This window comes from Microbulbifer variabilis ATCC 700307, from assembly GCF_000380565.1.
Lineage (GTDB): Bacteria > Pseudomonadota > Gammaproteobacteria > Pseudomonadales > Cellvibrionaceae > Microbulbifer > Microbulbifer variabilis.
This window is the reverse complement of the sequence record NZ_AQYJ01000021.1, coordinates 1-12861: the sequence shown is the minus strand read 5'-3', so window position 1 is coordinate 12861 and position 12861 is coordinate 1. Positions and strand designations below refer to the sequence as shown.

14 protein-coding genes are annotated in these 12861 nt (G+C 49.7%); 11 read left to right on the top strand and 3 right to left on the bottom strand.

Going from position 1 to position 12861, the window contains the following annotated elements; genetic code table 11:
* Positions 1-94 precede the first annotated feature (94 nt).
* Positions 95-700, top strand: a complete 606-nt coding sequence (locus G367_RS25545; protein ID WP_211214878.1) for a hypothetical protein — start codon at positions 95-97, stop codon at positions 698-700.
* Here the strand turns inward: G367_RS25545 and ttcA are convergent.
* Together ttcA and G367_RS0103185 are read right to left on the bottom strand one after the other, a co-directional pair.
* Positions 585-1502: a tRNA 2-thiocytidine(32) synthetase TtcA gene (gene ttcA / locus G367_RS0103190; RefSeq protein ID WP_020411652.1), complete on the bottom strand. Its 918-nt coding sequence runs from the start codon at positions 1500-1502 to the stop codon at positions 585-587. The genes G367_RS25545 and ttcA overlap by 116 nt on opposite strands.
* 132 nt (positions 1503-1634) lie before the next feature.
* A complete protein-coding gene (locus G367_RS0103185) occupies positions 1635-2303 on the bottom strand; it encodes an arylesterase (protein WP_020411651.1) in 669 nt (222 codons plus the stop codon).
* Between the two features lie 45 nt (positions 2304-2348).
* Between G367_RS0103185 and G367_RS0103180 the strand changes: the two genes are divergently transcribed.
* From G367_RS0103180 to G367_RS0103165, 4 genes are all read left to right on the top strand, one after another.
* Complete coding sequence (locus G367_RS0103180) at positions 2349-3071, top strand: ABC transporter ATP-binding protein (RefSeq protein WP_020411650.1); 723 nt, start codon at positions 2349-2351, stop codon at positions 3069-3071.
* Complete coding sequence (locus tag G367_RS0103175; RefSeq protein ID WP_020411649.1) at positions 3071-5521, top strand: ABC transporter permease; 2451 nt, start codon at positions 3071-3073, stop codon at positions 5519-5521. Before G367_RS0103180 ends, G367_RS0103175 begins: the two co-directional genes overlap by 1 nt.
* 7 nt (positions 5522-5528) lie before the next feature.
* A complete protein-coding gene (gene bioA / locus G367_RS0103170; protein WP_020411648.1) occupies positions 5529-6833 on the top strand; it encodes an adenosylmethionine--8-amino-7-oxononanoate transaminase in 1305 nt (434 codons plus the stop codon).
* Between the two features lie 403 nt (positions 6834-7236).
* Positions 7237-7653: a DUF6746 family protein gene (locus G367_RS0103165; protein ID WP_020411647.1), complete on the top strand. Its 417-nt coding sequence runs from the start codon at positions 7237-7239 to the stop codon at positions 7651-7653.
* A 137-nt stretch (positions 7654-7790) separates the two neighbouring features.
* Here G367_RS0103165 and csrA read toward each other — a convergent pair whose 3' ends face one another.
* Positions 7791-7979, bottom strand: a complete 189-nt coding sequence (csrA, locus tag G367_RS0103160; protein WP_020411646.1) for a carbon storage regulator CsrA — start codon at positions 7977-7979, stop codon at positions 7791-7793.
* Between the two features lie 1243 nt (positions 7980-9222).
* On the opposite strand from csrA, the gene G367_RS0103150 reads away from it, so the two are divergent.
* The 6 genes from G367_RS0103150 to G367_RS22965 form a co-directional block, all read left to right on the top strand.
* Positions 9223-9513 (top strand): hypothetical protein, encoded by a 291-nt coding sequence (locus G367_RS0103150; RefSeq protein WP_020411644.1) that lies wholly within the window; start codon positions 9223-9225, stop codon positions 9511-9513.
* A gap of 361 nt (positions 9514-9874) precedes the next feature.
* Positions 9875-10381 carry a DUF2199 domain-containing protein gene (locus tag G367_RS0103140; protein WP_020411642.1) on the top strand — a complete coding sequence of 169 codons (507 nt, stop codon included), beginning with the start codon at positions 9875-9877 and terminating at the stop codon, positions 10379-10381.
* Positions 10382-10474: 93 nt separating this feature from the next.
* Positions 10475-10750, top strand: coding sequence for a hypothetical protein (locus G367_RS0103135; protein WP_020411641.1), 276 nt, complete (start codon positions 10475-10477; stop codon positions 10748-10750).
* A gap of 80 nt (positions 10751-10830) precedes the next feature.
* Positions 10831-11268, top strand: coding sequence for a hypothetical protein (locus G367_RS0103130; protein ID WP_020411640.1), 438 nt, complete (start codon positions 10831-10833; stop codon positions 11266-11268).
* A gap of 60 nt (positions 11269-11328) precedes the next feature.
* Entirely contained in the window at positions 11329-11730 is a 402-nt protein-coding gene (locus G367_RS0103125; protein WP_020411639.1) for a hypothetical protein, read from the top strand.
* Between the two features lie 241 nt (positions 11731-11971).
* The coding region (locus G367_RS22965) for a hypothetical protein (protein ID WP_245556648.1) at positions 11972-12861 on the top strand (890 nt) is incomplete at its 3' end.

Genomic DNA, 12861 nt, shown 5'->3' with positions numbered 1-12861 from the left:
TTATGTTTATTGCGCCTAAATCTACCCAACAGGTGGCGTCGACTCAATCCGCAAACTAAATATTCAGAACAGCCACAGAAAAAAAGACAACACTATGGGCATTTGTCTGGACGAATTGCGCCTCCAGGTTATCCGTCCGACCCTCAAACACCTGAGAGCCTGGAGTCAGGGCATGGAAAACCTCCTGCTCGGCACAGCCGCACAAGAATCACAGCTCGGGTTTCATCTCAAGCAGGGACGGCGCCATGGATTGGGCATCTATCAAATCCAACCACACACGCACCGGGAGATCTGGGATCACTATCTGATCGATCATCCAGCCCTGGCCTCAAAGGTACGCGGCCTGGCCAGCCAGCGAGACTTTCTCGATCACCCCCACAGCGAGCTGACCACCAACTTGCGCTATGCCACCGCTATCGCCTGGCTGGTTTACCGCTCAGCGAATGTTCACAAGATTCCCGAACCGGAGACCAATGATGTGGCGAAAATGGCGCGGCTGTGGCACCAGCATTTTCACCACGGGCCCAGCGCCACTACGAGGGATTTTGAATGCAGCTATGCCCAACTGGTAAGTGGTGCAGACCCTACAAATTCAGCGCCGAGATATACTGGGGCGCAGCCTCCTGAGCATCCTCAGGCTCCCAGGAATTCACCTGACGCTGAATTAAATGGTCAGGGCGCTCGGCAGCCGACGGCTTAGAGCGATCCAATTCCAGGCTTTCAAAGTTGTAGAGATCCCTGTCTGCCAGTTGCGATGGGGATACACGCGTTAATGCGGCAAAGATATTTTCACTACGTCCTGGGAATTTTTTATCCCACTCCCGTAACATCTGCTTAATCGCCTGCCTCTGCAGATTTTCCTGGCTACCGCACAGGTTGCAGGGAATGATCGGGAATTCCTTAAACTCCGCATAGCGGGCAATATCCTCTTCACGGCAATAGGCCAGCGGACGAATCACAATATTGCGCCCATCATCGGCACGCAGCTTGGGCGGCATTGCCTTCAGGCGACCGCCGTAAAACATATTCAGGAACAAGGTCTCGACAATGTCGTCTTTATGGTGACCAAGGGCTACTTTGGTGGCACCAATTTCCTCGGCAAAGCCGTAAAGGGTACCGCGGCGCAGGCGCGAACAGAGGCTACAGGTGGTCTTGCCTTCAGGCACCACTTCCTGCACAACTGAATAGGTGTCTTTTTCCACGATGTGGTGCGGCACGCCGAGGGAGCGCAAATACTCCGGCAGGATATGCTCCGGGAACCCCGGCTGTTTCTGGTCCATATTCACCGCCACCAGCTCGAAATTGACCGGTGCAGTTTTTTGCAGGTTCAGCAGGATATCCAGCATGGCATAGGAATCCTTGCCACCGGACAGGCAGACCATAATTTTGTCGCCTTCTTCAATCATGTTGAAGTCCGCAATCGCGCGACCCACATGACGACGCAGGCGCTTCTGCAGCTTGTTAAATTCGAGTCGCTCGCGGCGATTTTCCACTTCGGGCATGGTGTCTCTCTAACTAGTTCAGTACCGCTGGCCGGTTACAAACCTGGGGGCACAGCCGCAGTACTACTTCTTGTGGCTGATGGCCAGTTGCTGGCTTTCCCAATCCTGGGGGCGCGATTGTACGCATTTCGATCACGGAGTACACGACTGGCTATCCACCTCTTCTGCCAGCAGTGACTCAACACAGGGCCATACATGGTCCAGCAATGCGGGCTGGGCCTTGGCGGTTGGGTGGATACCATCCGATTGCATTGCCCCATCTGCCAGCGCCACTGTCTCCAGGAAGAAAGGCACCAACCCGACCTGCTCAGATTTCGCCACCTTGGGATATACAGCGGCAAAGGCATTGGTGTAGGCACGACCGTAGTTAGGAGGAATACGCATGCCCAATAGCAATACCTCAGCACCAGAGTTCTTGGCCAGTTTCACCATTTCCATCAGATTGCGCTGCAAGGACTGCGGCGGGTAGCCCCGCAGGCCATCGTTACCACCCAGCTCCACAATCAGCCAACGCGGATTGTACTCCTCCATCAGGCGAGGCAAACGCGTCAACCCACCGGAAGTCGTTTCGCCACTGATACTGGCATTGACCACTCGAATTTTTTTACCTTTCTCCTGCAGGCGCTCTCGCAATAATTGCACCCAGCCCTGCTCTTCATTAATACCGTAAGCAGCGCTGATACTGTCACCCAGCACCAATAAGGTATCCGCAGTATTCGCCTGGGCAGCCCCGACAGGGATAAACAGCAACAGTACCAAGCTGAATTGAGCCGCCAACTGCCGAAAAAAGGCTGTCGTCATGTCATACTCTCCAAAAAATTCGCGTATCCGTATAGGGAACACAGTATGTCCGCCATTCTTACGGCAGAAAACCTGTATCACAGAGTCTCCACCAGCGAAGGGCCATTGACCCTATTAAACAATATCTCTCTGCAACTGGCGCGCGGGGAAAGCCTGGCTGTGACCGGTGCCTCAGGTTCCGGCAAGTCCACCCTGCTCGGTCTATTAGCGGGATTGGACAAGCCCAGCGAAGGAAAAATCTGGCTGGCCGGTGAAGAAATTACCGCCATGGATGAGGAACAACGTGCAGCGATACGCGCCCGCTGCGTGGGCTTTGTATTCCAAACCTTCCAGCTACTGCCAGGCCTCACGGCTCGTGAGAATGTCATGTTGCCCAGTGAGCTGCGTGGAGAGCGCGGCGCCGCCAAGCGCGCAGAGGAATTCCTGGCCAAGGTTGGTCTGGAACATCGCCTGGGCCACTATCCGCGCCAGCTCTCCGGTGGGGAGCAGCAGCGGGTTGCCATTGCCAGGGCCTTCGCTAGCTTTAGCGGAGAGGACGCCATCCTCTTTGCCGACGAACCCACCGGCAGCCTGGATGCAGGCAATGGCGCCAAAATTATCGATTTGCTCTTCAAGCTCAACGCCGAGTCCAGTACCACTCTGGTATTGGTAACCCATGAGCAACGCCTCGCTGAACGCTGCGCCACTCACCTTCGTATGTCTGCTGGAGCCGTGGAGTCTTACGTGCCCTTCTCTGGTGACGACAACTTGTCGGAGGTATCCGCCTGATGCTGCCGCTGCGACTGCTTTTCAGGGACTGGCGCGGTGGCGAGCTGGCCCTGATCGCCAGTGCCCTGGTACTGGCCGTGACCTGTGTAACCGCCATTGCCCATTTCACTGACCGCCTTACCCGCGCCATGGAGCAGCAATCCCTCACTTTCCTGGCCGCAGAGCGGGTGCTGCGCAGCAGCAAACCCGTGGATAGCGCATGGCTGGAGGAAGCCAATAAAAAGGGATTGGAACAGGCCCAGATAGTCCAGTTTTCATCCATGATCTCCGCCAACGACGAGTTCCAGTTTGTCTCAGTCAAAGCTGTCGACAAAGGCTATCCATTGGTGGGACAACTGGAAATCAGCAAGTCCCCGAAAGGCCCAGGGGAAGTGGCACCGCAAGGACCTCCCCCGGGAGAAGCCTGGGTGGAGTCCCGCCTTCTACCATTGATGGGAATCCAGCTCGGCGATCCTATCGCCCTCGGCGACACCCAACTGAAAGTGACAGCCATACTGGAGCGGGAACCCGACCGGGGCACCAGCCTGTTTGATATGGGCGCGCGACTGCTAGCCAATACCGCCGACCTGCCCGCCGCAGGTGTGATCCAGCCCGGCAGCCGAGTGCGCTACCGCTACCTATTTGCCGGTGATGACCAAGTCCTGAAGGATTACTTTGACTGGCTCAAACCTCAATTGACTGAGCACCAGCGAATCTTGGACCTGCGCGAAGGCCAGCCCCGCGTTGCCTCAGCCCTGGATAGAGCCGAGTCATTCCTGTTTCTCGCCGCCAGCCTGGCTGTACTTCTCGCCAGCGTCGCCGTTGGCCTGGCAGCCAGACGCTACGGACTGCGCCACGGCGCCTACGTAGCCGTAATGAAAAGCCTCGGCGCCGGGCGCAACAAAATCCTCGGCATCTACCTGGGACAGCTGGCCGCCCTCACCCTGATTGCCACTGCTATCGGGCTGGCACTGGGCACCTTTATCCAGAGCCAGGCGGTCAACCTGATGGAAGGGTTCTTCCCGGTTCAACCCCCGGCCACCAGCTGGAGCCCTCTGCTAATTGGACTCGCCACCGGCCTCGCCTGCGCCCTGGGCTTTGCCCTGCCGCCGCTTTTCCGTTTGGCTCGCACAGACCCGATGCAAACCTTGCGACACGACTGGAGCAATCCGGACAGACGCGAATGGCTCGGGTTGATTCTCGGCCCCAGCGCCATGCTGCTCCTAATCTGGTGGCTGTCCGGCAGTCTGCTCATGACGCTCGCCTTGTTTGTCGGCATGCTCCTGTTGGTAGCGGGCAGCGCCCTGGTTAACCGACTCCTGGTGCGCGGCAAATTAGCTTCCCTCGGCGGCGCATGGCGTATTGCCCTGGGCAGCTTGCAACGCCGCGCCGCGTTCAACACCCTCCTTATTGCCGCTTTTGGCACCGGATTATTGGCCATGCTGGCCATGGTCTTTGCCCGCACAGCCCTGGTGGATGAATGGCGGATGCAATTACCAGAAAAAGCCCCCAACCACTTCCTTCTGAATATCGCCCCCCACGACGTTCCAACCATGGAAAATATGCTGGCAGAGGGCGAGGTAAGCAGCACCGAGTTTTACCCCATGGTGCGCGGCCGCTTGGTAGCGATTAACGGCGTCTCGATTAAAGAGAAAAAAGATCGTCCCGGTGGCGTTCGCCGGGAGTTGAACCTGAGCTACACCGATACCCTGGCGCCGGATAACCGTATTTTGGAAGGCGAGTGGTGGGACAAGGCCAGCGAAGGTGTTTCCGTAGAAGTGGAGCTGGCAGCCCAGCTGGAACTGTCACTGGGAGATCAATTGCGTTTCTCTATTGGCGGACTGGAAGTAGAAGCCCCGGTAGCCAGCTTCCGCTCGCTGGACTGGAACAGCATGCGGCCCAACTTCTATATGATATTTGCACCGGGCACTATCGATGATTTCCCGGCTACCTATATCACCAGTTTTTACCTCCCACCGGAGGACAAGTTGCTGGTTAACGACCTGGTTCGCGCCTTCCCCAGTGTCAGCGTGATAGAGCTGGATAAGATCATCCAACGTATCCGCGACACCATTAACCAGGTGTCCTTTGCTATCGAATCAGTCATGGCCCTGATGCTGGTTGCCGGGGTCCTGGTATTAATTGCCGGGGTGCGCGCCAGTATCGCCGAGCGATTGCAGGAAGCGGCAATTATCCGCACACTGGGGGGCCGCAGGCGCTTGTTGCTGAGAAGCCTGATACTGGAATTTGGCCTACTGGGTTTTGCCGCCGGTTTGCTCGCGGCTATCGGTGCTGAAGCCACCTTGGCGGTGCTGTCTTATTGGGTCTTTGAACTGCCGGTGATATTGCACCCAGTCCTTTGGCTAACCGGGCCACTCACCGGTGCAGTACTGGTTGGCACCGCCGGTACCCTGGCCTGTTACAGCTCGATCAGCCAGCCCCCGCTCAGAGTACTGCGCGAACTGGCCTAACTGATGAATGTCGGCTCTTGAGAATAAAGATGTAGTTTTTATGGACCTGGATTTCGATCGCAAACATATTTGGCATCCCTACTCCTCGCTGATCAACCCGCCCCCGGTGTACCCGGTAGCGCGGGCCGAGGGGGTAAGACTTTACCTGGAAGACGGGCGCGGCCTGATCGACGGTATGTCCTCCTGGTGGAGTGCCCTGCACGGATACAATGTGCCCGAGCTAAACCAGGCCATGCGCGAGCAGATGGACAAAATGTCCCATGTGATGTTCGGAGGTTTAACTCATGAGCCCGCAATCGAGCTGTGCAAGAAATTAGTGGAAATCACTCCACCCGGCCTCAACCGGGTATTTCTCACCGATTCCGGCTCAGTGTCTGTGGAAGTGGCCATCAAGATGGCCATTCAATACTGGCACTCCCAGGGAAAACCACAAAAGAGCAAACTACTCGCCCTGCGCAACGGTTACCACGGCGATACATTCGGAGCCATGGCCACCTGTGACCCGGTCACCGGAATGCATCACCTGTTTGCCGGGCAGCTGAGCCAGCATCTGTTCGCCCCCGCTCCGCAGGTCCCCTTCGGTAACACCTGTAGTGACAGTGATATCGCCGAACTGCGCCAGCAAGTGGAAGCAAACCGCGATCAACTCGCCGCGATTATTTTAGAGCCGATCGTCCAGGGCGCTGGCGGCATGCGTTTTTATTCTGCCGACTATTTGCGCCGTGTACGCGAGCTCTGTGACGAGCACGATCTGCTATTAATCGCCGATGAAATCGCCACCGGCTTTGGCCGCAGCGGCAAGTTATTTGCCTGTGAACACGCCGACATCACCCCGGATATCCTCACACTGGGCAAAGCCCTCACCGGCGGCACCATGACCCTCGCCGCCACCCTTTGTACCGATAAAGTGGCCGAAGGTATTTGCCGAGGCGAAGCCGGTGTATTTATGCACGGCCCCACTTTTATGGGTAACCCCCTGGCTTGTGCCGTCGCCGATGCCAGTATTCAACTGCTACTCAGCGGACCCTGGCAGGAGCGAGTAACCGCAATCGAACAGCAGCTGACCGAACAGCTAGCCCCATTAAAATCCGCACCGGGTGTCGCCGATGTTCGAGCCCTTGGAGCGATTGGCGTGGTGGAAATGCGCGAGCCGGTAAATACAGCCAAAGTGCAGGAAGCTTTAATCGAACGCGGAGTTTGGCTGCGCCCCTTCGGCAAGCTGGTCTATGCCATGCCGCCCTATGTGATTTCGAAAGAAGACCTCAGCCAATTAACCTCGGCGATGGTTAATGTACTGGGAGAGATTTCCTAGCTTCCGTACCAGGTAATTTGTGAAGCCAGTCTCAATAATACCGGGTTAACCGGCTCCTCCTGAAAATAACCCTCTCTTTGTTACCGCGAAGAGAGGGTTAATAGATCAAATTCCATAACACGGGGCGCCTCTTCCTGGCAAAAACCTCCGTAGCCCCCTCCCCTGCGCATCCTTTCCAGATTCAATTTTCTTATTCCTTACAAATTTCGATCAGCTTGATCGCAATTTTTACGACAAATGTTTTGAGCACCTAAAAATTCCTGTATCATGAATGTTAATGATAGTTATCCTCATTTACGATAGCGATCAAAGTGGTCAAAATGATCACTGATAAATGTTAGGCATTCACCTCGCCCGATCAATGCCTTATCAACCCTTAAAGTTTGGGCGTTAGAGAGAAAAGATGAGAACTTTAATTGCATTACTTTTTGCTGTTACTTTTGCTACCACTGCTCACGCTAGCCCTGCATCAGGCGAAAAGCCCATCCAGCACTTTAAAGTAGCGAAAGTTACTTCTTTGAAGGATGCGAGAAAGATTTTTGTTGAAACAACAGAAGAAATTAAGGGCAAGAAAAAGCTTAACCCTGCTGAACTTCACGAGATTCATGTCATCACCTACAGACTCGAAAAAAGTGTTGAGTATTTCGCTGAGAACCTGAAAGGCGAAAGACAGAAGCTGGCAAAAGACATCGCCGTTGTTGTGGAAAATATCCACATTAACTCCGAAAACAACCGCCCAGAAAAAACCCGCAAGGATCTGAATCACTACTTTAAATTAGCAGACAAATTTGCTGCTGGATTTAAGCATAAACATCACTAATACAGATCACTTCCGAGCTTAACCTGTGGCTCTATCCGCAGCGAAAGGCTCGACTGAAAGCGCTAACTATCAGCAGTTAGCGCTTTCATAGCAACACCACCCGCTTATGGCTACACGCCACAATCCCGATCAGATTCTCAACGATTTCCACTGCCTATATTTCCTTCCCTTTTGATCCGCCTATAAATCTCCTCGCGGTGTACGGGCAGGGATTTGGGGGCAAGTATTCCTACCTTTACCTGATTGCCCTTAACTTCTAATACGGTGATTGAGACATTCACTCCAATCCGTAAGTTTTCGCCTGTGCGGCGCTTTAAGATCAACATATTTGTTTCCTACTGATACTCAAACCATGGATAGGCCTTCCACAATGGGAAAGCTTGAATAGAAATGTTTTGAGTAACTGCGAGGAGGTGCGCGAGAACGGTAGGCATAGAATAAAAAAAGGCAGACGCAACGCTCCCAGGGCTTGGAGAATCTCTCCAAGCCGCTGATTGTGCTCCACTTTATTGAAGACGAGCGGGTTTCTAGCGTACTATGCATATAGCCACTTTGATACTGTGATTATCAACTTGGTTAGCTGGCCCCAGGTGTTCCAGCACCTTGGGTCAGCGCCTTTTACTTATTCTTACTTCACGCTACCGTTCTCCTTTAAGGGGTGGTCTTTAGAAAATTCTTGGGTTCTTGATTCTCTCGATACTCTTGAACCGAGCTGCTTTGATTATTGCCTTTAGATGGCTTCTTAATCGCCGCCAAAATATCAATAAATATCTATCGATTTTACGTGGCTTTGACACTAAAACAATCCTAATAAAATCTAATAAGATTATTTTTGTGCCTATATTTTTATTTATTCACGCTTTGAAAGATTTTAGTCACACTTAAAAATGGCCATTTAAATTAATACTCCTCACCGTTTCTCGCGTTAGAATGCAAAAAACATTGGTAATACTGCTACTTGAAATACCTTCCACGCATCAATAGAAAAGATCTCTCGAGAGCCAAAATATCTTACAGACTTTTAATATATTGCTGTGGTATTTAGGTCGGCACTCTATTCGTAGTGATAGTGCTATTTTCACTCATCATTTAGGATCGAAGCCTTCTGGTACGGTAACCCCTATTTAAAAAGGCCGCACCAGAACATCCACCAAACGCTCTAGTTTGACAGATGGTTTTGGGGAAATATCATCCTTAACTGCTTGAACATGCTGATTTTGCATACATTTTGTTGCTTTTCCGTACTGCCAACATCAAAGATCAAGAGCAACCGCACATATCCACAGTAGAAAAAGCGCTAACTCATTGATTTTGAATGATTTACGCCTGTAATCAAAAGCAGCAAAATATCAGGATATAATGCAATCGCACTATATCCACTAGAGTAATTTTCCACCAATGTTGGCTAACATACTGATTTATTTGATTTTTTTCTGGCTAGAGGAGTTTTCTCCTCTTGGGATATATCGGCTGGTGATATAATGCAGCTGCTTTTGAATACACTGTTATGTGCTACCAAATCTCCAGCAATCGTTGAAGCTGAGAGTTTGAATGGAGAAAAATTAAATAATGAGATCATCTGCAAATATCAGCCTTGACTCTGGTTATATTTACCAAGTGCAATTGAAAACCATATACTTTGATTCAAATGGGAACGCAATTTCTGGTGAGTTTCGTTGTGATAGTGACCTGACTGATCAAATTGAAAAAGATGCTAGAGATAAAGGCTCATGGAGAGCAACGCAAGAGATGGAGATCGATTTTTACCACAACAATGAGAGCTATAAATTTTCTATCCTTGTTCAAACTCCATTTTCAGAATCAGCTGAATTTAAAATAACTAGCCCCAATAAGGCATAAAATGGGTGAACCTTTAAACAAAAACAGTAGGATGGAGTGCACTAAACATGGGCTTCAGAAACCTGCTTTCATATGCTCTCATCTCCAGCATGGGGTGAACTTAGGGTTTATAGAAGCAAACGATAATCCCGATCCTGAATTTCCGTTTCGTGAAGCTTGGTGCCATGAGTGCGACACTGTGTTAATGGCTGAGGGTGAATGGAATGATATATCTGAAGGTTACGCACAAATCATGGCGATCTGTGAAGGGTGTCTAAACGAGATTCAAGTACGCAATGAGCATCAGGCACATAACAAGTAAATCCAGGTGACGCCTACGGCGCACCTGATTTAGGCGTTAGCCGAATAAAGAATTAGAGATATGTCAGGAATATTTAGCTTTACATGTTCATGCTGCGGTGAAGTCCACGAAGGCTCTCCAAGCTTTGGTTTCAAAGCTCCTGATCCGTGGCTGTCACAACCAGATGAAATAAAAGAGAAAGGAAAGATCAGCGATGACCTTTGCTATTACACAGATGAAGATGGCACACATTATTTTGCAAGAGTAATAATAGAAATACCTATTCACGGTGTAGCAGACCCATTCATGTGGGGTGTATGGGTATCTTTAAGTGAACAAAGCTTCAATCATTATATTGAGACTTGGGACGAACCAGATACTGGTAAAGGTTACTTTGGTTGGTTCTGCAGTGAACTTCCTTATTATGAAAGCACTCATTCTTTAGCAACAGATGTAAACCCACAAAGCGAAGGTTCAAGACCAACACTGTGTTTACATAAAGCTGAGCATGAGTTTTATAATGACTTTATTAATGGTATCAGCATAGAAAAGGCGCAGAATATTGCAGAAATTTGCATGCATGGCTAACAAGTTGCCGCACAATCGCCCCTTTGGGGCTGGACAGCCTACACTGCGTTTCAGCTGCCTGTGGGCAAGGCGTTATGTGCTCAAGGAGATCGTGTGAAATTTAGAGATGACTACGGGGTGTATGTTTGCCCACATGTATTTGATGGCTCTAGACCTGTTTTAGATTCTTGTAGAGATACGGATGGTAGTTGGCAGTTTTTATGTGGCGTTCAGGAATGTATGGAAAACAGTGAGCCAAGATTCATAGGTGTAGGCCATCTAATAAAGAGAGATGAAAGCATAAATGACCTTACAGTTTTGGAACCAGGTACTTATGCTGAAAGAAAAAGCATAAATGCTGAGTGGACTTTTGGTAAGCTTGAAGATTAGTTCAGGTACGCACACAACAAGCGAGTGCAATCTAACCTCCGGCAGTTGACGCGGGCGTTAGCGTCATAAGAGCGATGAGTATGAAAGTTGTACAAACTCGTGTCCAAGGGCTTATCTATAGATTAGATAACTTAGTCCTCTCTCTAATTGGTATTTGCTTGGTATCGATTGCAATGGTATTTTTTGGAAAGGACATTCCTCAAAATTATATAAAATTCTACGTGACAGGGCTTTTCATCATTCCAATTGGGGTAACAGTTTGGCTCGCAGTATTTAATAGTGGTAAGTCTAAGGTCGAGGAGTACTCATTTTTAGTTACTGAAGATGCAATAGTTTTTCGTAGCTTGTTAGGGTCTGACTACATGCCTATCTCTGAGTATAAGGATTATGTAGTTAAGGGGTGGTGGCCAATGACTATTTGCATAATAGGCAGTGAAAGCAGCATAGAATTTAGTCAGTCTGTGTTCTCTGCAAAACAAATTAATCAAATAAAGAATGAGCTAGATCGGTTGCGCTAACAAACGCAAGCAGCCGACTCGCTACGCTCACGGCTGTTGCGGGCGTTACAACTAGAAATTATGAAAGACCTGAACGAAATTTGTAGGAAGTGGTTAGATAATGCTGATCTAGATATCAAGGTAGAGTTCGGTAATGATGGCAGTACAATACTTTTAGTCTTCTATGTTGTAGGTGTTGGAAAGAAAGTACTAGTAACGTGTAAACGCCCCATAAAATTCTCTGTCGAACAAGATCCTGATGATTTGCCCATGTATGTTGTTTTCGAGACAAGTATAAGCCTGAAAAAGAAGAATTCATTCGAGGGACTTATACATTCAGATGTTCTACAGAATATAGAGGTTGATGAGCTGTGGCATGTTGATGTTTCGGAAGGCGATGCGAAGGTATTAGTAGTATCTGAGCAGTTGAGCTGGGAAATATTGGATATTACGGTCGAAGAAAGATCTTGGTACACAAACTAAGAGCAGATAAAGTTGTAACAAGAGCCGGCACGATCAAAAATGCTGCGTATTTTTTGGACCTCCGGTGCTTCGCACCTCCGGCCCGTGCGGCTAGGCGTTAAATGTCTGAACCAACCACGTAGAGATTATGAAATGGTTAGCATCCTATTTGTATTGAGCCTTGTGTGCATGGTCGTTTGCCTAGCAATCGCACGGAAAAGGAATCTAAATCGAGTTTTATGGGTTATCTTGGGAGGGCTTTTTGGCCCAACTGCAATACCGTTCGCTCTTTTTCTGCCAAGCAAACAGGATTGAGAAAATGCCTCTTTTACAAAGTTTATGGAGGAAATGCTGTTATACATGTTTCGCCATGCTAGTTCTTGTCCTATCTACGGGTTGCGATAATTTTTCTCCGCTAGAGGGTCATTCACCCGTAGAGGATGAATTTAGCAAGTTAGCTGCTGATGAGCGCATTTTGTTCAAGCCAGGCATGGAGGAAAATGCCCTACTCGTTCAAAAAATCCTAGATGATCAAATAAAACTAATTGAGCGTGTGCATGACAAGCCTTTCTCGAAAAAGGTAATCGTCCATATTTGCGATACGCGAGAATGCTTTAACTCATACACTGGTTTAAAAGGGAGTATTCTTGCTGCTGTAACTTCAAACGGCCTATTCCTCTCATCCTATGTGATTTCAAACGAGGACTATCCCATTTGGCTGGCGCATGAGTTGTCGCACCTACACTTATTCCAGCAGGTCTCAATATTCAAAGCCACATTTATACCTCAGTGGTATCACGACGGTTTAGCAACCTTTGCGTCTAAAGGTGGCGGTGCTACTCGTGTCAGTAAAGAGCAGGCCCTAACTTCTATTCGTTCAGGGAACCATATCGTTGCGGCAGACAAAGGGGCACTTTTTAGCACACGCTGGCCACTGAATTATCCGCCCTCCGAAGATGCTTGGACGCAGCAGCATATGGACTATCGCCAAGCATCGCTATTCTATGAGTTTATTCACCCACGAGGGGGTATAAAGTTACTTCGGGCTATAGAAAATGGAGAGAAATTTGGTAATGCATTCTTGTCTGTGTATGGAAAAACACCGGAAGAAATGTTTCGGCAGTTTAAAGCAGAAATTAGTCCAAATGAATC